Origin of the sequence: Parafrankia soli, from assembly GCF_001854695.1 — a bacterium.
Taxonomy (GTDB): Bacteria; Actinomycetota; Actinomycetes; order Frankiales; family Frankiaceae; genus Parafrankia; species Parafrankia soli.
The window spans coordinates 1-18,937 of the sequence record NZ_MAXA01000262.1 but is presented as its reverse complement, the minus strand read 5'-3'; the positions used below and the strand labels follow the sequence as shown (position 1 = coordinate 18,937).

The 18,937-nt window shown below is 68.5% G+C and carries 15 protein-coding genes; 8 read left to right on the top strand and 7 right to left on the bottom strand.

Going from position 1 to position 18,937, the window contains the following annotated elements:
- Positions 1–26: 26 nt before the first annotated feature.
- Entirely contained in the window at positions 27–437 is a 411-nt protein-coding gene (locus tag BBK14_RS40975) for a hypothetical protein (protein ID WP_241831993.1), read from the bottom strand.
- Between the two features lie 170 nt (positions 438–607).
- On the opposite strand from BBK14_RS40975, the gene BBK14_RS40970 reads away from it, so the two are divergent.
- A complete protein-coding gene (locus tag BBK14_RS40970; protein WP_071066704.1) occupies positions 608–943 on the top strand; it encodes a hypothetical protein in 336 nt (111 codons plus the stop codon).
- Positions 940–1,416 (top strand): MerR family transcriptional regulator, encoded by a 477-nt coding sequence (locus tag BBK14_RS40965; protein WP_241831992.1) that lies wholly within the window; start codon positions 940–942, stop codon positions 1,414–1,416. Before BBK14_RS40970 ends, BBK14_RS40965 begins: the two co-directional genes overlap by 4 nt.
- Before the next feature lie 280 nt (positions 1,417–1,696).
- Here BBK14_RS40965 and BBK14_RS30955 read toward each other — a convergent pair whose 3' ends face one another.
- Entirely contained in the window at positions 1,697–2,509 is an 813-nt protein-coding gene (locus BBK14_RS30955) for a SpoIIE family protein phosphatase (RefSeq protein WP_157904368.1), read from the bottom strand.
- A gap of 465 nt (positions 2,510–2,974) precedes the next feature.
- Positions 2,975–4,249: a PucR family transcriptional regulator gene (locus BBK14_RS30950; protein WP_083391372.1), complete on the bottom strand. Its 1,275-nt coding sequence runs from the start codon at positions 4,247–4,249 to the stop codon at positions 2,975–2,977.
- A 1,081-nt stretch (positions 4,250–5,330) separates the two neighbouring features.
- Here BBK14_RS30950 and BBK14_RS38605 point away from each other — a divergent pair.
- The 4 genes from BBK14_RS38605 to nhaA all read left to right on the top strand — a co-directional run bounded on the left by BBK14_RS38605 (position 5,331) and on the right by nhaA (position 9,707).
- Entirely contained in the window at positions 5,331–5,576 is a 246-nt protein-coding gene (locus BBK14_RS38605) for a hypothetical protein (RefSeq protein WP_071066700.1), read from the top strand.
- A 1-nt stretch (position 5,577) separates the two neighbouring features.
- On the top strand, positions 5,578–6,960 hold the full coding sequence (locus BBK14_RS30935; protein WP_071066699.1) for an NfeD family protein: 1,383 nt from the start codon (positions 5,578–5,580) through the stop codon (positions 6,958–6,960).
- A complete protein-coding gene (locus BBK14_RS30930) occupies positions 6,957–7,808 on the top strand; it encodes a slipin family protein (RefSeq protein ID WP_071066698.1) in 852 nt (283 codons plus the stop codon). Before BBK14_RS30935 ends, BBK14_RS30930 begins: the two co-directional genes overlap by 4 nt.
- Positions 7,809–8,330: 522 nt before the next feature.
- Positions 8,331–9,707, top strand: coding sequence for a Na+/H+ antiporter NhaA (gene nhaA, locus BBK14_RS30925; protein ID WP_241831991.1), 1,377 nt, complete (start codon positions 8,331–8,333; stop codon positions 9,705–9,707).
- 350 nt (positions 9,708–10,057) lie between these two features.
- Here nhaA and BBK14_RS30920 read toward each other — a convergent pair whose 3' ends face one another.
- Entirely contained in the window at positions 10,058–11,041 is a 984-nt protein-coding gene (locus BBK14_RS30920; RefSeq protein WP_071066697.1) for an NAD(P)-dependent alcohol dehydrogenase, read from the bottom strand.
- Between the two features lie 725 nt (positions 11,042–11,766).
- On the opposite strand from BBK14_RS30920, the gene BBK14_RS30915 reads away from it, so the two are divergent.
- The gene (locus tag BBK14_RS30915) at positions 11,767–13,257 is read left to right on the top strand and encodes a SulP family inorganic anion transporter (protein ID WP_338045528.1); all 1,491 of its coding nucleotides are present in this window, start codon (positions 11,767–11,769) and stop codon (positions 13,255–13,257) included.
- On the opposite strand, the gene BBK14_RS30910 is transcribed toward BBK14_RS30915, so the two are convergent.
- From BBK14_RS30910 to BBK14_RS30900, 3 genes are all read right to left on the bottom strand, one after another.
- Complete coding sequence (locus BBK14_RS30910; protein WP_071066695.1) at positions 13,251–14,558, bottom strand: wax ester/triacylglycerol synthase domain-containing protein; 1,308 nt, start codon at positions 14,556–14,558, stop codon at positions 13,251–13,253. The two genes, BBK14_RS30915 and BBK14_RS30910, sit on opposite strands and share 7 nt — an antisense overlap.
- 477 nt (positions 14,559–15,035) lie before the next feature.
- Positions 15,036–16,214 (bottom strand): acyltransferase family protein, encoded by a 1,179-nt coding sequence (locus tag BBK14_RS30905; RefSeq protein ID WP_241831990.1) that lies wholly within the window; start codon positions 16,212–16,214, stop codon positions 15,036–15,038.
- 357 nt (positions 16,215–16,571) lie between these two features.
- Complete coding sequence (locus tag BBK14_RS30900; protein ID WP_116430187.1) at positions 16,572–17,075, bottom strand: nuclear transport factor 2 family protein; 504 nt, start codon at positions 17,073–17,075, stop codon at positions 16,572–16,574.
- 753 nt (positions 17,076–17,828) lie between these two features.
- On the opposite strand from BBK14_RS30900, the gene BBK14_RS30895 reads away from it, so the two are divergent.
- Positions 17,829–18,806: an NAD-dependent epimerase/dehydratase family protein gene (locus BBK14_RS30895; protein WP_071066694.1), complete on the top strand. Its 978-nt coding sequence runs from the start codon at positions 17,829–17,831 to the stop codon at positions 18,804–18,806.
- Positions 18,807–18,937 lie beyond the last annotated feature (131 nt).

Sequence of the window (18,937 nt, the reverse complement as noted above, 5' to 3'; positions counted from 1 at the left end):
CCAGGCGAGGGCGAGTGGGACGACGATCAGGAACGCGAACGCTTCGAGGAACGGACCGGCGTCGACAACGTCGGCGAGCCCCTGGCCGAGGAAGAGCAGCAGGAACAGGGGTAGCAGCAGCATCTGGGCGACGAGGAGCAGGGTGTGGCGGCGAGCAGCTGCTGGTTGCGTGCGCCGGCGAGTCCGCTGAACACGATGACGTAGTCGACACAGGGGCAGAGCAGGACCAGGAGGACGCCCAGGCGCAGCGCCTGGTTGTCGGGGAGGAACGGGAACATCGCGGCGACAACGAGGGGGACGGCGAGGAAGTTGACGGTCAGCGTGGCGGCGAGGAACCTGCCGGCGCGCAGCGAGCGGAGCAGGTCGCCGGCGGCGATCGCGCCGAGGTAGAACGCGACCTGGTGGCGTTCCATCGCCGCGACGACCTGGTCGGTCACGCAGTCTCTCCTTCGCTCTGGGCGGGACATGCGGGTTTCCCGCCCATCCTGACCTGGGAACTTCGCCGGGACAGTGGTGGGGCGTCCTGGGTTGCATCCGGTACCCGGGTACAGGTTTACCGTCGGTTCGAGGTGCTCGCCGCGGGGCGCCCAGGCCGAAGGAGACAGCCGTGAACGGATGCGCACCCGCCGGGTGCACGTTGCCCACCGAACAGCAGCCGTTGCGTCTGGCCGAGTGGAACAGGCTGTTCACCGACGCGCTGGTCGAGGTGACTCGTCGGCGTCCGACGTCGTTGGCGTTGACGTTGAGCGCTGCCGGCGGGGTGGAGGCCGAGGTTCGGGACCTGGCCGGGCGAGAGTCATCGTGCTGCTCGTTCTTCGCGTTCACCATCACGCCGTCCGGGCCCACGGTCGTGGTCGAGGTCGGCGTTCCGGCGTCGCGGGTGGACGCGTTGGACTGGCTCGAATCCCGCATCGCTCCGGCCGTGTCCCGGACCGGTCCGTGAGCGTGACCGGTGGCCTGCGCACCAGCGAACTGGCCACCGCCGCCGGGGTGAACACCCAGACGCTGCGCTACTACGAGAAGCGGGGACTGCTGGCCGAACCCGTGCGCACCCCTGGCGGGCACCGGCTCTACCCGGCCGAGGCGGTGAGCCTGCTCGGTGTCATCAAGGCCGCGCAGCGCCTCGGGTTCACCCTCGACGAGGTCGCCGAGCTCCTCGACACCGCCCGCCGCCGTCATCCCACCGGCGCGTTGAAGGAACGCACGGTCGCGAAACTCGACGAGATCAACACCAAGATTGAGCATTTGGCGACCATCCGGACCGCGCTCACCACGGTGATCGACGCCGGGTGCGACAGCCTCACCCACTGCACCTGCGCCGACTGCCCGCTGCCCTTCGTCGAGATCGCCACAAGCCGCCCGGACGACCTCGACGGCACCCCCTCCGGCCCTCTCACCGTCAGGAGACACCCGTGAGCACCCCGACCGGCGAAGACCGTCATAACACCAGCCCGCACCCGGCCGAATGAGCGCGTGTCCTCGCCGCCGGCGAGGACACGCGCTCATCTCGGCGGGTCACCTTGTCCGTGGCGCTGGCCGTCGTCGCCTGCGCGGCGTGCTGCGCACTCCCGCTGCTCGTCGGCGCAGGGCTGCTCACCGCCGGAGCCGCCGCGGCCCGCGCGGCGGAAGGGGCCAGCACAGCCTGCGGCTGTGGCGGCGGATGCGCCTGCTAACCCAGGGGGCTGAACCGTCGGTATCAACTCACCGGAAACCGGGACAGGTCGTGCTCTGTCGATGAGGTTTTCGCCGGTGGCGACGCCGAGGACCTGCGCTGCGCAAGGAACACCGCCGCGTCGCCCGGCGGTGGACCGCCGATGTGGCGCCGCAGCCGGTTCCACAGGCCATCCACGGCTTCCTGCAGATCGGGGTGTGCGAGAACGTCGAGATGATCGGCTAGGCGGAAGACCGTCCCGAGCCGGTCCCTGGCTGCCAGGACGCCGTCGGTACAGAGCAGGAGGCGTTCGGCCGGCGCAAGCACCGATCGGCGCGGTACGGTCTCCGGCTCCCACGGCAAAACGGGTGCGGTGATGTCCGTAGGTTCGAGGACGTCGAGGTCCTGCCGCCCGCACAGGCGAAGTGGCTCCGGGCCGCCCGCGGTGACGACCTCGATCCGGCCATCCGGCAACACCCCGATCATCGCGAACGCGAGCCAGCTCACGGGTGTTGGCCATGCGGCTGCGTGACAACACACGCTGTCCGCCACCTCGGCGACCGGCCGGTCGCCGAACATGCGGAGGCCGGCGAGCAGGGCGGCTGCGCGGTCCGGCCGAGGCGCCATGCCCGCGCAGTGCAACTCGCCGACCAGCAGCAACGCGCCGCCGGCATCCCGTTCGACGATCTTAACGAGCGCATTGTCCGACGCCCGCCAGGCGTGGTCATGCCACCGTCCCAACCGGCCCTGTCCGCAGCTCCCAGCCTGGCTCTCCCATGGCCGGCTAATGCTTAAGTCGGCGGAGTCGGCATGCCTTGCGCGGCGGCTGCTGAGCGTGGCCGCCAGGTCGCGGAGCACCGCGACGCCAGCGCCCACGAAAGGCGGGAATCGCGACGGCGGTCAGGCTGCCCCACGGGATGTCTCCCCAGCTGGCCGCGGCGGCGAGACCCCCTGTGCCGACAACCGCGAACGTCGTCGCTTGGAGGTGAAGTGAGCGGCCCAATGCGTCATCCATCCCGTTCCCATCCGACAACCCGGCGCTCTCAGGACGTCGCCGAGGGGCCGCCCGAAGCGGACCGGTAGACGACGGTGCGGCTCGGGCAGCGCCGAAGGTAGGTGCGGTCACCTCTCCAGCGATGCCCGCGAACCGGCGACCGGGAACTGCCTGGCCCGGAACGTTTTAGGTCCGCCGCCTTTCCCATGTCCGGCAGACTCGCCGAACGAACGAGGCTGGACAGCCGAGGGGGCGGGTACCGCGAACGGCAACGGCGGTCCCATCCCATCCTTGTCCGTCCGGTTCGGGCGGGGTGCGCGGCGGCTGAGTCAGGCCTGGTCGGGTGGTGGTAGCGGCTGGGTGGGCCAGCCGAGCAGCCGGGCGCCGATGACGGCCACCTCGACGGTGAGCCGGTGCAGGGGGACGGTGAGGTCGTATCCGGTCAGGGCCCGGACGCGGGACAGCCGGTAGGTGACCGCTCGGACGCTCAGACGCTGCTGTCGGGCAGCTGCGGCGGCGACGCAGCCGCAGGCGAAGTAGGCGGACAGCGTGTCCAGGAGCGGTTCGGGGCCGGTGTGCGCCTGCTCCAGGGGCAGGAGGACGGCGCGGACCAGGTCCGCCATCGCTGCCTGGTCGCGTAGCAGGACGCGGTAGACGAGGAGGTCGCCGGCGGCGACGAGCGGGGTGGTGATGGTGAGGCGGCCGGCGAGGTCGAGGGCCTCGCGGGCTTCGTTGTAGGACAGCAGCACCCCGCGCGGGCCTGGGTGTGGCCGTCCCACCCCGACCTGCCAGGCGGGGGCGCGATGCGATGCGGCGTAGGCGCGGCGTGCGACGACGGTGACTGATTCCCCGACCCGCGCTACGGCGCCGTTCGCGGCGGCCGTTCCGGGCGGGCCGACCGCGACGATCGTGAGCAGCCGGCCGTCCTTGGTGGTGACGAACAGGTCGCTGTCCGGGAACCGGGTTCGCAGCGACGCTTCGGTCCATGCCGTGATCCGGCTGGTGTCAGTCACCGGATCGGCGGCTTGCAGCACCGCGACGACGTGCCCGCTGGCGAGGCGGAGACCGAATTGCTCGGCGCGTTCGACCAGACGGCCGACTTCGGCTTGTCCACCGAGCAGGTCATCGACGAATTCCCGCCGCTGGGTCTCCTCCCGCTGGACCATCCTGCGCTGGGCGTCGCTGAAGCCGGCGGCGATCGCACCCATCGTGTCGTCGGCGGCGCGCAGCACAGCTGATCCCATCGCCATCGGGTCGCGTGGAGTGAGGGCCGCTGCTCGGCTGGTTCTGACCAGCTGGGGCAGGTGGGGCCACAGTGCGCGGGTCGCGCTCATGTAGAGGTCGACGAGGTCGGACAGCGGCTCTCCTGCGCACGCGGCGTGGGCGCTGAGGCGCCGGCTGGCGTCGAGCTCGTCCCGGTCGGGGCGCCGGCCGGTGGCGGCGGCGGCGAGCATGGTGGGAAGGTACTCGCCCAGCAGGTCGGCGCGGACCCCGGAGTCCGCGCTGGCCTCTTGGGCGGCCGCGGTCAGGATCGCGGCGGTGGTATCGGTGTTGGCGGGCGTGGCCGTGGGCGCCCGACCGTTGGAAGTTCGGTCGTTCACCATCGCCTCCTCCCGGTGTCTGCGGCGGCGGGCACTGACCGGTGGCAGGGCCAGGGGCACGGCGAGCATCGTTCGCCATACCGCGTCGGGTCCATCCCGGCCGGCTGCCTGCGCCTACCGTCCGGACACTGGTTTCCTGCCCGGTGGTCGGGAGGTGGGAGCCCGCGGACGGAAACTGGACGCGGAGTCGCCCTCCCGTCCGCGGTGGGGTCGGTGGTGCTGGCCGGGGCGAACCGATGAGTGTTGTGGGACAGCGCCTGGCGCAGGGCCTGCTGGTCCGCCGAGGTCGCACCGGCCAGGTCGACGACGAGGGGACGCTCGTCGGTCAGGGCGACGTGGTGAAGCATCGCGCTGAGCAGGGGTGCGGTGGTGTCGTCGAGATGGCCGGTCACCCGCAGCAGCGGCTGCTCGCTGTCGCGGTCCACGTCGCTGTGCAGCGGGTCGAAGCGGCCGGGCGGGACGTTTCCCGTGGCCAGGTTTGCCGGGCGCCGGCAGAACGGGAGGCGCCAGGGGCACGCTGTGCACCAGCCCACCGGTCAAAGACGCTGGGGAACGCGCCTGTGCGCACCTGCTGGTGTTTCCCGAACCCGGCAAGCCGGGCCCGCCAGATTGGCCGGCCCGGAACGTCTCCGGCATGCCCGGTGGGTGGAATCAGGTCGGTAGGCGCGTGACCCACCGGGCTGTCGCCAGCAAGCGCGTGGCGGATCCCACAGCGGGGCCGATCATGAGCCTCCCTGGCGCCCCTGCCCGCGGGCGGTCTGYGCGGATCGGTTCTCGTCGGGGATCTGCGGATGACCTGCGGCGGAAGGAGCCCGACATGATGCACACGGTGGGGTGCCAGCTGTGCGCGCTGCGATTCGGTTCCCGTGGAGAGCTTGAACAGCACATCCGACAGGACCATCGCCCCCGCGATCCTCGCGGCATGTCTGCTGGGGCTGCCGGCAGCGGATCCCGGAGTGGATCGGCGGAGCCCGGCCAGTCCGGTCGGCCGGTGTCCTTGCATACCGGCCACCACCGGGCTGACTCGCCGCGGCCGGCGGCGTCACCGTCGGGTTCATCTGTTCCCCTGCGTCGGGATAGCGAGGTGGAGTGGCGCAGGGCGCGTCTCCTGGCCGTCGTCCTGATCGTTCTGTTGGCGGCGGCGTTCCTACTGAACGGTTGGGCGGCGCTGCTTCCCGCCATAGTGCTGATCGGATTCGGGGCATATGCCGCGGTCGAGCGCCGCCGTCGTCGCTACACCGCCGGCAACAGCCGCCGGGAGATCCCGGACCTCGGCCGCTCGGACCAGCAGTGCAGACGACGGGGGCCGCCCCGGAACAGCGGGCCGTGACATGCACCGCCGGCTGGAGGGCCTGGCCGGCGCGGTGGTCATGGCGGCGCTCGTGCTGCTGGCGTTCGCCCCGACAGCCGCCCACGCTCGGGAGGGGGACCGGCGGGTCCTGGTGCACACGGTGCACGAAGCGATCACCCCGGTCGCCGCCGACGACGTCAAGACCGGTCTGGCGGAGGCGGAAGCCGGCGGCTACCAGGCCTACGTGCTCGCGTTGGACACCCCTGGCGGGCTGGACTCCGCCATGCGGGAAATCGTGCAGGAGTTCCTCGCCGCCGAGGTGCCTGTGATCGTGTACGTGAGCCCGGCGGGTGCGCGGGCGGCCTCCGCAGGTGCAGTCATCACGTTTGCCGCGCACATGGCGGCGATGGCGCCTGGCACCACGATCGGCGCGGCGACTCCGGTGACCGGCGAGGGCCAGACCGCGTCCACCAAGGTGATCAACGACGCGGCGGCCTACGCCCAGTCGGTAGCGCAGCTGCGGGGCCGCGATGTGGGGTTCGCCCGAGCCGCTGTGGTCGACGGAGCGTCGCTGCCGGCGGAGGAGGCCGTCCGGCGCCATGTCGTCGACCTGCTCGCCGGTTCCCTCCCGCAGGCGCTGGCGGACGCCGACGGGCGGACGGTCGCTGTGGCGCCGGGTGAACGCCCGGTACGGCTCGCCACCGCCGGCGCGACAGTCGAGTCCTACGAACCCGGTGTCCTGCGGACGGTTCTCGGCTGGCTGGCGAATCCCGCCCTGACCTACCTCCTGCTCACCATCGGCACCCTCGCGATCATCTACGAACTGGCCAGCCCCGGCGTCGGCGCGGGCGGCGCCGTCGGTGGCATCTGTCTCCTGCTCGCACTGTTTTCGCTCGCCCTGCTCCCGGTGAACGTCACTGGGCTGCTTCTACTCGGCCTCGCGTTGGCGTTGTTCGCCGCGGAGGTCCTCGCCCCCGGAATCGGCATGTTCGCCGTGGCCGGCACGGCGGCGTTGGTGCTGTCCGGAGTGTTCCTGTTCCCCGACGCACCAGGCCTGTCCACCGGACTGTCGTTGCTCATCCCGGTCGCCGTCGTCGTCGGGCTGGCCTCGGTCGTCGCCGGCCGGTTCGCGTTGCGCATCCGCAAGACCCCGTCGACCACCACCGGTGCCGGTCAGTGGATCGGCCAGCAGGTGACGGTCGAGGGCGTGGACGGGGAACACGGCCGGACACGGTTGGGCGGGGCCTGGTGGCAGGTCCGCAGCACCGCCGCTCCGCTGGTCGAGGGCAGCCGCACCTGGGTCACCGGACTGGACGGCCTGACCCTGCTCGTCGACACCGAGCCCGCGCACGGCCACGCCAGCCCAGGGACCACCGACAACCGCGGCGGGGACACCCACGCTTACGAGGAGAAGGAAAGATGAACACGGCGCTCGCCTACGGGCTGGGAATCGCGATCGTGGTGCTACTGATCCTGCTCGTCGCCGCGGTCCGCATCGTCAACGAATACGAACGGGGGGTGATCTTCCGGCTCGGCCGAGTGATCGACGCGAAAGGCCCGGGGCTGTTCTTCATCATCCMGATCATCGATCGGATGGTGAAGGTCAACCTGCGCACAGTGACCACTGACATCCCGCCGCAGGACGTCATCACCAAGGACAACGTCACGATCCGGGTCAATGCGGTCACCTACTTCAACGTCGTGGACCCGGTCCGCTCCGTTGTTGCGATCAACAACTACATGGTGGGCACCTCCCAGGTCGCCCAGACGACCCTGCGCAGCATCCTCGGCCAGGTGGACCTCGACGAGCTGCTGGTCAAACGCGACCAGATCAACCAAGACCTGCAACGGATCATCGACGACGTCACCAACCCCTGGGGGATCAAGGTCACCATTGTAGAGATCAAGGACGTGGAGCTGCCGGAAATGATGCGCCGCGCGATGGCCCGCCAGGCCGTGGCCGAACGGGAACGCCGCGCGAAGATCATCCACGCGCAGGGGGAACTCGGCGCGGCGAGGACCCTTGGCGAGGCTGCCACCGCCTTCGAGCAGCACCCGGCCGCCATGCAACTCCGGGTGCTGTCCACCATGGTCGACGTCGCCGCTGAGAAAAACTCCACCCTGGTGTTCCCCGTGCCCATCGAGATGATCCKCCTCGCCGATACCCTCACCCACCACCTCGACGGCGCTACCAAATCCGCCGTCCCTGCAAATGGGGAACCAGGGGCATCGACCGGACCGTACATGGTCGGCCGGGACGGTCCGGCCTGACCGGCGGACCGCCACGGAATGTGGGCAGGAACGAACCGCGTCGGCGCGGCACTCGCCAGACTCGCCGCGGCGACTTCTACCGACCACAACCAGGTCGTCGACTTTGCCCGCGCAGTCGCGATCTCGGTAGTCGTAGTCTGGCACCGAGGGTCACCATCGCACGCCGGACGGGATCTGGCGATGCCCCGAATCCGATCGACCAGGTTCCGTTCGGCTGGTTGGCGACCTGGCTGCGGCAGGTCATGCCGATCTTCTTCGTCGTCAGCGGGTACGCCAACCTCGCCAGCTGGGACTCGGTCCACCCGGACGTGGAGAGCCGGCTGTGAGCGTGTCTGGGGCGTGGGACGGGCCACTGCGTCCGGACAGCGGTGGGCTTGGCCGATACCGTAGGAGACGGTGCGCCGGGAAGTCTGGTCGGCATGAAGATGCGTCTGGTCTGTGTGCGTTGTGTGACCGGTTCGAGGTGGTCATGGGACGCACGCAGGGATGCCGCATGCGACTGGACCTTCCGAAGGGATGTGCATGTCCGCCGCACCGTCTGGCACCCCGACACCGGAAGGCCGGGATCAGTCCGGCGTTCTCCCCGCCCGGCTCCTGACGCGGCCGACCTGGTCCCGTACCCAGCAGGTCACCGGCGTGCTGCGCAGCGAGACGGTCGGCGGCCTCCTACTCCTGGCCGGCGCGGCGGTGGCGCTGGTCTGGGCGAACTCGCCCTGGCGCGAGGCGTACGCGACGCTGACCGGCACCTACGTGGGGCCGGAGGCGTTGCATCTGCGCCTGAACCTGGCGCACTGGGCATCCGACGGCCTACTCGCGATCTTCTTCTTCGTGGTCGGCCTCGAACTCAAACGCGAGTTCGTCCTCGGTGAGCTGAGATCACCCAGCCGCGCGGCCCTGCCGATCGTCGCGGCGGTCGGCGGGATGGCGATGCCCGCCCTGCTCTACACCCTGGTCAACGGACTATCCACGAACGGGGCGCCCGAGGGATGGGCAGTGCCGACCGCGACGGACATCGCGTTCGCGGTCGCCGTGCTGGCAATCATCAGCACCCATCTCCCGGTCGCGCTCCGCTCATTCCTGTTGACACTGGCCGTCGTCGACGACCTCCTCGCCATCATGATCATCGCGGTGTTCTTCGTCGACTCGCTCAACCCGGCGCCGCTGGCCGGTTCCGTCGCGACGATCGGCGTGTTCACACTGCTGGTCCGCCGGGGTGTCACCCGCTGGTGGCTACTGGTGCCGCTTGCCGTCGTCGGGTGGGCGCTCATGCACGCCTCGGGGGTGCACGCGACCATCGCCGGTGTGCTGATGGGGTTCGCGGTGCCTGCCCGCCCGGAGCCAGGGGAACGGGTGGGGATGGCGGAGAGGTTCGAACATCTCTGGCGGCCGGTGTCCGCCGGCGTAGCCGTGCCGATCTTCGCGTTTATGGCGGCCGGGGTGTCGCTGGGCAGCGGGGGGATCGGTGCGGCGCTGCGCGACCCCGCGGGCATGGGCGTGGCGCTGGGGCTCGTGGTCGGCAAGTTGGTCGGGGTCCTGGGCTCCACGTTCCTGCTGGCTCGGTTCACGCGTGCCGAGCTGGACCAGAGCCTGTCCTGGTGGGACGTTCTCGGTGTCGCGCTGCTCGCCGGGGTTGGTTTCACCGTCTCGCTGCTCATCGGCGAGCTGGCGTTCGGCGACGGGACCGAACGCAACGACCACGCCAAGGCGGCGATCCTCCTCGGATCCCTGGTCTCCGCCGCACTCGCCGCGGTGGTACTCCGGGCCCGTAACCGCATGTACCGCAGGATCGAGCAGGAGGAAACGACCGACCAGGACGCCGACGGCATCCCGGATGTGTTCCAGGAAGCGGCTGCCGATGACACAGGTGTCCGTCCTGCCGATGCTCCTCACCAACACTGACCAAGCGGCAGCGGGTCGCTTCCCCGATCGCCACGAACGATGTCCTGACCAACTTCCCCGCCGACGACCTGCACCGCAGATTGAACGACTACCTCACCAAGCTCCAGACCGACTTCGTGTTCGGAGAAGTGTCGGTCCTGCAGGAGGTCGCCAAGGCGAAGAAGAAGCCAGCAGAAGCCCGAGCCGTCATCCAGATCGGTACCGGCGAGCCTGAGGTGCGCAGGACCAGACACGGCAACGGGCTCCGCGGCCGGTGCGGCGTCCCGGCGCTCGCCGTGGCGGGCGCGGTCTTCGGCATGGTGATGCTTTGGCTGTCCGACACTGGTCGGGACCTGGACCGTCGTCGTTCTTTACACGGTGAGCACGACCTTCGCCCGAGCGTGTTCGACTTCGAGGTGGCGGATGGCCTCCGGTGCTTCGCTCAGCGGGTAGGTGCGGTCGATGGCCGGTGCGATCCGGCCCGTCTCGATCAGCTCGCGCAGTGCCGCGAGCCTGTCGGGGGTGGGCTTCGGCGTGGGTGCGATCAGGCGGTGCGGCACGAAGCGCGCGGCCAGCATGCCCCGGATGAACAGGCCCATCGGGCCGATCAGGCTGACCCCGGTGGAGGTTCCCCCGCCGGACAGCACCAGCGTCCCGTCCGGCTCCACCGTCCGACGCAGGGCGGTCAGGGAACGGTTGCTCACCAGGTCGAACACGACGTCGTAGCGCCGTCCGGTGCGGGTGAAGTCCTCCTGCCGGTAGTCGATGAGGTGGTCGGCGCCCAGCGAACGCACGAGATCGGTGTTGCGGGCGCTGCACACGGCGGTCACCTCGGCGCCGAGCGCCTTGCCGACCTGCACCGCGAACGTCCCCACGCCGCCGGACGCGCCGTTGATCAGGAGCCGCTGGCCGGCCGTCAGACCGGCCTCGTCGCGCAGGCACACCAGCGCGGTGTTGCCGGCGAGTGGCACCGCGGCTGCCTGCTCGTAGGTCAGGTTCGCCGGCATGGCGCCCAGCACGTCCCGCGGAGCGCACACGTACTCGGCGAACGCCCCGTCGGCCTCGCCGTAGACGTTGTCGCCGGGGTGCAGTCCGGTCACGTCGGGACCGGCTGCGACGACCTGGCCGGCGAAGTCGGTGCCGAGGATTCTGTTCTTCGGGCCGCGCAGTGGCAGCTCGGGGAGCATCAGGCGGGCGATGTAGGGGTCGCCCCGCATGACGTGCCAGTCGCGGGCGTTGAGCGACGCCGCGTGCACCCGCACGAGCACTTCGTTCTGGGCCGGGGCGGGCTGGGCGACGTCACCGAGCCGCAGGACGCCAGGCGAGCCGTAGCCGTTCTGGACGATCGCCTTCATCGGGTCGTTCCGGCCGCGGGCGGACGGGTGGCGGCGACGTGGACCGGGCTGGCCAGGCGACGCCGGATGATCCGTTGGGCGGCAACCACGTTGATTGTCCGGCTCCGGACATCATCGGAGTGCGTGGTGCACCGAGATGGTTGGGATACGGGGACGGTGCGAACCGCCACATGCACCCTCACCGTCGGGACAGCGCGGGGTGCGAGAAACCCGGTCGGCGCGAGCCGCCGTTTTCTGCCCAAGATGTCGTCATGCCCCAGATCGTTTCTGACGGCGCTGCCGGCGTTCATCGGAGGACGGGCCTGAGTTGGGTCGGCCGATCGGCGGGTGGGGCGACCGTACTTTCGTACAGGTACGGCACGTCACAATCTCAGGCGGACGCCCGCCGGACCGTTCGTCTCGCAGGCGACATGGCGATCTCGACTCGGTTCCACGTGGTTGGTGGCCGGCGGTGGTGACCGAGGGCCCCTTACGGAGACCACCGGCTACCACGCCCTCGGCGACTCCTTGTTCGGGCGTGCGAGCCACCGTCCCGGATGGGCTGGTGCACCCTTGCGGGCCTGGGGTCAGGAGATTCTTGCCGTCAGTGATGTCCGTGAACCGGCGGCTGTGGACGTCGCCACGCCCGCAGCCTGAAGTGACTCCGTTCCGTATGGTCGACGACCCTGCCGCGGCTTGGCTTCGCGTATCGCCGAGTGTCTACTCGTATGCGAGGAGTAGTTTTGTTGTCTTCTGATGTTGGTTGGGCCGCGGTATGGGGGCGTTTCAAGGCGGCGTGGCTGGCGAATCCCACCGCGGATCTGCTGGCTGGTCTGGTGGTCGCGCTGGCGCTGATCCCCGAGGCGATCTCGTTCTCGGTCATCGCGGGGGTGGATCCCAAGGTGGGTCTCTACGCCTCGTTCTCGATGGCGGTCATCATCGCGATCGCAGGTGGCCGTCCGGCGATGATCTCGGCGGCAACCGCGTCGATGGCGCTGGTCATGGTGCCCCTTGTCCGGGAACACGGGGTCGAGTACCTCTTCGCGACGACGGTGGTGACCGGCGTGGTGCAGATCGTTCTCGGGCTGATCGGGGCGGGGCGGCTGATGCGTTTCGTGCCGCGTCCGGTCATGGTGGGGTTCGTCAACGCGCTCGCGATCCTCATCTTCCTCGCCCAGCTCCCGCACATCGTCGGCGAGACATGGGTTGTCTACCCGATGATCGCGGCTGGACTTATGGTGATCTATCTCTTCCCTCGGCTCACCCGAGTCGTGCCGGCGCCGCTGGTGGCCATCATCGGTATCGCCGTGGTGGCGACCGTCGGTCACATCGAGGTACCGACCGTCGGCGACATGGGCGATCTCCCCGACGCGCTGCCGGTTCTGGGACTGCCCAGCGTTCCGTTCTCGTGGACGACTCTCCGTATCGTCGCTCCGTACGCGTTCACTCTTGCCGCGGTGGGCCTGCTGGAGTCTCTGCTGACCGCGCAGATCGTGGACGACATGACCGACACCCGCTCGGACAAGGACGCCGAGTGCCGCGGCCAGGGACTGGCGAACATCGGCACCGGCTTCCTCGGCGGCATGGCGGGCTGCGCCATGATCGGGCAGTCGATCATCAATGTGAAGTCCGGTGGACGGACGCGCCTGTCGACCTTCATCGCGGGACTGTTCCTGCTGATCCTCGTCACCGCGCTCGGCGACGTTGTCTCCGTCATCCCGATGGCAGCGCTCGTCGCCGTCATGATCATGGTTTCGATCAGCACCTTTGACTGGGCGAGCATCAGCCCGCGGGCGCTACGGACCGTTCCGCGCAGCGAGACCCTGGTCATGGTGGTCACCGTCGTCGTGGTGGTCGCGACGGACAACCTCGCACTCGGGGTGCTGGCCGGAGCGTTGCTGGGAGCGGTGTTCTTCGCTCGCCGGGTCGCTCAGATCGTTCAGGTGACCGACGTCCTCGACCCCGACGGCGGCATCCGTGTGTATGCGCTGACCGGGGACTTGTTCTTCGCCTCGACCAACGAACTCGTTCACTCCTTCGACTACGCCGATCTCATTCCCAAAGTCGTCATCGACCTCACCGACGCGCACATCTGGGACACCTCTGCCGTCGCCGCCCTCGACGCGGTTGCGGCGAAGTACCGCGGTCGCGGTGTCGACGTCGAGATGATCGGTCTGAACGAGGCCAGCTCCGACCTGCACGGGCGCACCGCTGGACAGTTTGCCGCCCATCACTGACCGGTCCTGTGAGGCCGGGTTATCCCCACCCGATCGGCGAGCGGGGATAACCGGCCGGCTCGATCCGGCGGCGGACAGCCCCAGCGCGACCTCGAGGACACGCAGCTCGGCCAGCCACCGCTGGGCGGGATCCGCCAGCCCATGCAGGGCGCCGCTGATCGCCGCACCGACGCTGGCGACACCATCGACACCACCGAGATGGAACGCGAGGCGCTGCCCCGCGAACAGTGACGGTATTGGCACAGCATGATGCAGGGGGCGGCCCGCCACCGAGGAGGGCCCGACGGTGTGAACACGTTCGACAGGGACAGCGCCGCCGAGCGGGTGCCGAGCCCTCTGGCGAGCACGTGCCGGCGCAGCCGTGCGGGCAGCGCGTCGAAGAGAAGCCGTTCGCCGATCCCGAGATGGCCGCCTCGTTTCAGTTGCACTGTACGGGCCCGGACGGCGGCCAGCCGCTCGACCGGGGCTTCCACGGAGCAGGGGAGGAGAACGCGGGCACCCGCCACGTAGTTGCCGAGCAGCCGGTGTTCGGCCGGCCGCCTGGTGCTGACCGCCATCGTGGCGCCCACATCCGAGCTCGGCCCGTCGTCGTCCGCCAGCCATGCGCGCAGGGCGCCGGCGAGGACGGCCAGGAACACGTCATTGACCGTCGCGCCACCCGCCAGCCCGATCGCCTGGAGCCGCCGCAGGGGAGTCGACACCCACGAGTGGGTCATTCCACCCGCGGGTCCAGTGAGCGCCGCCGGTGCGGGTGTCGGCGCCAGCCATTGTCCGGTTCGGTGGATCGCGGCGCCCAGCGCCCGTGGGCCGGGACGGCCCTGGGGGTGCCATCGCGCTGGTTCCGTACCGTACGACGGTGCCGAATCGGCGCCGAACAGTGTCGCGATCATCAGGTTCTTCGCCGCGCCATCCTGGTGTACGTGGCTGGCGCGGTACAGCAGGGCAAAGCCGTCGTCCTGTCCGTGCAGCAGCCACAGCTGCCAGGGTGGCGCGGATACCGGCACCGGCGATCCGACGAGTTCGCCCAGGGCGGCCCGCAGCCCCGCTCGCCCGCTGCCCGGCGGCAGCAGCCGTTCCCGGACGAGATCGTCGATGGTGAGGTCGGGGTCGACCGTCCAGCCCCACCGCGCGCGCCGGCCCGGCAGACGCACGATGCGCTGCCGCAGGAGGTCCGGGAGGACCTTGATCCGCTCGGCGACGAAATCCCGCAGCTCTTCCAGACTTAGTGACGGGCCTTCGGCGAGAAGCAGGGTGCACACGTTGAGCGGCATTCCTGGATAGGTCGCCTGATAGTCGAGCAAAGCATGCTCCACAGCACTGAGGGGACGCATTTTTCCATCCATACGAACGCTGTTCTCCCTGTCGGTCGGATTGCTCGAATCTGCCGGGTGCGGAGGGAAGGCACAGGTTGGTCCTGACGATTCGGATCTGTCGATCAACCGTCGGACGGCAAACCAGGGTAATGAGCTACCATCAGGGCTACCCTTCCCCCGCGTAAGGGTTACGGCAGTATCGCGGGCTCGATCGAGCCTCGGCAAATCCAGGCGAGACGGGAGGCCAGCCCGGCGGCCACGGCATCACACCTGCTCGGCCGGGATACCCGACCGGTCCTCTTCGGCCTCCGCGGGATCGTGCCTGCCGGCAGCGCCGTATGGCCCTGTGCCRTGGTCGGACGTCAGGATCCGCTGTGGTGCGCTGGCGCGGCGTCGTGCCCCCTATACCGGGGTGGATATCGACTGGTCACGTCGTCGAAGAGTGCTGCTTCGCAGATCCGTTTGTCAGCGCTGTCCGCTTTCCGCGGCAGGTTGTGTGCTAGCCCGCCACGGTCGCAGCCAGGACGGCGCCGCCGCCGATTTCAGTGCGAGGGCGGGTGCTTCGACAAGGTGCCARCTCACGGCGGCGGCAGCAGCGGAGAGGACGATCGAAGCGACGACGTGGACGGCGACGTTGTCGTCGCCGACACCTGCTTCGAGTAGGACGAGTTGAAGGGGCCAGGAATAGATGTAGATGCCATAGGAGAGATCACGGCGTATTCCGACCCGCTCGAGGCGGCGGCCGGTGCCCGCCCGCAGAAGGAGATAGGCCATGGGCGCGGGACCGAGGAGCAGATAGGTGGATGGGGCCATCAGCGCGATCGTGAGCAGGGCGCAGCTTGCGGCGAACAGTGGTCGGGTGAGGGGGATGCGGTCGGCGTAGAGGGACATGATCGCGCCGACGAGGAAGATCGAGGTAAAACGGAGGGTATAGGTGTCGGCGAGCCGGTCGGAGCCGGAGACGACGTCTGCGGCGGCCAGGATCCAGCAGGCGGAACCGAGTCCGAGGACGACTGACCGGCGCCGGCGCAGGATTCCTACCGCCCCGAGGACACCGATCATCACGTAGCACAGCGCCTCGAAGAAGAGGGTATGCAGGGAGCCATCGAGGGCACCTCCGGCGCGGAGGTCACCGATGTTGAACTGGTTCATCCGGAGCAGGGCGTTGGCGACGACGTAGGTCAGCGCTGAATCGGGCCCCGCCCAGGGGTAGCCGGAGAAGGTCTCTCGTTCGAGCCGCCACAGCAACGGGCCGATCGCGACGGCGGTCACCGCCAGGCAGATCCAGAACCCGGGCAGGATCCGTAGGAAACGGTGCCACAGGTAGCGCGCGGTCGAACGCGCCCGGAGCTGGCTCCGGGTGATCAAGAAACCGCTGAGCAGGAAGAAGCCGTCGACGGCGATCGTGCCTGCTTCCGGCCCGCCGGTCAGGTTGCGTAGCGGGTCGTCCTCGTCGTGGACGAACCCCCAGGAGTGTGAGATCACCACCATCGCCGCGAGCGTGAGTCGCAGCGCGTTGAGGTTGTTGTGCCGAGGGTCGAACGCGTGGTCCAGGGTCCGGGTGCCGGATCGGCCCGGCCGTCGTTGTCGTTGGAGGGGAAGCCGGAGGAGGTTCGGTGTTCCAGCCGGGCTGGGATCCGTCACGCGTCGCTGTCCTCTCGATCCATGTGGTTCCGGTCAGGCACCTGGCGACGTGCAGCCTGCGATTCTCATACCGATGAGATCACTGGCCGCACACGCCCTACTCAACCCTAACGTAAGGGTAGAGTTGCGGCCGTCCTAAGTACGCGGACACTGGGACCGAACCCTCAGCCAGCCCCTCCGCACGCACGGGAGGGGATGGCGTGGCCGGCCGGCCCCGAGGGCGGGGGCCGGGGCTCCTGGTTGACACAGACGTGGGGCGGCGCGACAGGCGAGGGCGACATGCGAGAGATGGGGCGAGGTGACGCCGCCGGACCGGGGGAGTCGCAGCGCTCGGTCCGGCGGCGCGATTCTGTGGCGTCAGAGCTGGACGAGCTGGTCCTCGCTCGATGCATCCCGGCTAGCCGGGATGGTAGGCTTTTTCGACATCATTTCAAGTTGCTCAACCATTCCCAGAATCCGAGTGAGACGCAGCGAGCAGATTCTCCACCGGCCGTCAGCACCCTTCCGATACTCTTCGCGATAGTGTCCGTAACCATCCAGTTCTAGAATCCCGTTGGGTCCGGTGAACTTCACATAGTCGTACATCGCCCATATTCCACGAGCTGTGTCAGGTCCGCTGATCTCGATCTCCGGCATGTGGCCGTGATGGATTGTGACCGCCGCGCCGATCGCCCGCCGGATGAAGGTGATGAATTCGTCGCGGCTGTTGAGCTGTTGATCCGGGACATCGCCGAGCCAGGCACAGAGATCCTCGGTGAAGACGTCGGCCCACTCGTCCCAGTTCTTCTCGTCCACCAGTCTCAGATAGCGAGCCTTGAGCTGCTTGATCTCCTCGATATCGCTGAGAGTATGGATGTCCACTTTTCCTCCTATGATTCTGAGTGGGCGGCGAGGATCATTGGTCYAGGAACATGCGGGTCGGACTGTCGCCGCTCAGTTGGGCGTGCTTCCGCCGGCCCTGGGCGCCGCACGGATATGGAAGGTGCTGCGTCGAGCATGGCCGTCGACTCAGGCCAAGTATTGATCGGTAACGCCATCGAGAATCTCCACCGCGCGACCGCCGTTATCTATGCATTTCGGGCACGGTCGTTGGGTGGCATGTTCCGGGGCTTGTCCAGGATGACGGTCAAACGCCGGCGAAGCAAACTGTGGGGCATTTTCGGTGAGCGAATCTGCATGGGGGAGAGCCGTAACAGGGCCAAGGCGCGAGGCTGCCCTGCAGCGCCTCGCGTGCTTCTCGCGAACCAATCCCGGTCGGGACTGTTCGGCAGCCACGGTAGCCGCTGCTCTGGAGGCCATCCAATCCGGCTGACGGATTCCCGGGAATTGTGTATTCTGACCGTCAGGGCCTGCCAAGAACTCGCCGGAAACGAAAGTTCTGATGGCCGAACAGGTCGGACTTCTCCCGCCGGAGCCTCGTCGTTATCATACCGACCCGGAGTTCTGAGTAAATTTCCCGTGTCGGGCTGTCGCCCATACCAGGTACCAACAGGAAGTCAGATCGTCGGCGCATATCTCCCCGGAGAGACGACTCGGATGCCGTGGCCGCGTAGGAAAAATCGGGTCGCCGTTTCGGCGAGCGCAGTCGACTGATCTCGCTATAGAGTTTTCCGGGTGCGAGTACTTGTTACTGGAGGTACGGGTAAGGTCGGCGGTGCCGTAGTCAGGGCTGCCCTGGCCGCTGGTCATGAGGTGCGGGCGCTCGTCCGAGATCTCGACAGGGCGGGTATGGACCTGCCTCCGGGAGTCGAGCTCGTACCTGGAGATGTCACAAATCCGTCTTCGCTGGCGGACGCGTGCGACGGCTGCGAGATCGTCTACAATGCGATGGGGGTACCGGAGCAGTGGTTGGCGGACCCGTCGTTGTTCGAACGGGTCAATGTGCGGGGATCGGTGAATCTCACTCGAGCCGCGGCGGCCACCGGGGTGATCCGCATGGTCCACACCAGCACGATCGATGTATTCGACGCGCCGCCAGGCGGCCATTTCGACGAGACGAATCTCGCCGTCAGAGCGAAAAGTACGGCATATGAGCGGTCGAAGCAGCAGGCCGAACGGGCTGTGCTCGCGACGGCCGGTGCCATGGAGGTAGTTTTCGCCAATTCAGCGACAGTTTACGGCCTTGGCACGACCGGTAACGCCTCGATGGAGACACAGATGTTCCGTCCTGTACTGCGCGGACTGCTACCAGCCGTCCCCTCGGGCGGGTTTGGGGTGGTCTTCACCGAGGGTCTGGCCCAGGGGCACTTGCTCGCCGCCGAACGCGGACGGTCGGGCGAGCGTTACATCCTCTGCGACGAGCATGCGACGGTGATGCACCTCGCGCGGACTGTGGCCAAGGTCGCTGGTCGTGGCCGTGCACCGGTCATCACTATTCCAACACCAGTGATGACTGCGATGGCTGTGGCAGGTGAGGCGGTCGCTAAGATCACCCGTCGACCACCACCGATCGCCCGTTGCCAGCTTCAGTACTTGCTCTGGAACGCCACGCCCGACTCATCCAAAGCGCAGAGGGAACTCGGCTGGCATCCCACCTCTTTGTCGGAAGGCATCCGTCGGACTATCACCGAGACCGGCCTCCGTGAAGCCTGAACCCGCGAGCAGTTAGAGAGCTTGAATCCGTGGTCTCGAGCGAGTCCTGGTGATCTCCTCATTCAGTTCCCCACGAGCTGATGGTTCGCTCGGTAGCTGACGATGCGCTGCTCGCAGGTCCGGAAACCGTC

Coding starts and splice junctions, on each gene's coding strand:
- BBK14_RS30950 (WP_083391372.1), bottom strand. CDS start 4,249: ATGGTGAACGACCGAACTTCCAACGGTCGGGCGCCCACGGCCACGCCC.
- BBK14_RS30935 (WP_071066699.1), top strand. CDS start 5,578: ATGCACCGCCGGCTGGAGGGCCTGGCCGGCGCGGTGGTCATGGCGGCG.
- nhaA (WP_241831991.1), top strand. CDS start 8,331: ATGTCCGCCGCACCGTCTGGCACCCCGACACCGGAAGGCCGGGATCAG.
- BBK14_RS30920 (WP_071066697.1), bottom strand. CDS start 11,041: ATGAAGGCGATCGTCCAGAACGGCTACGGCTCGCCTGGCGTCCTGCGG.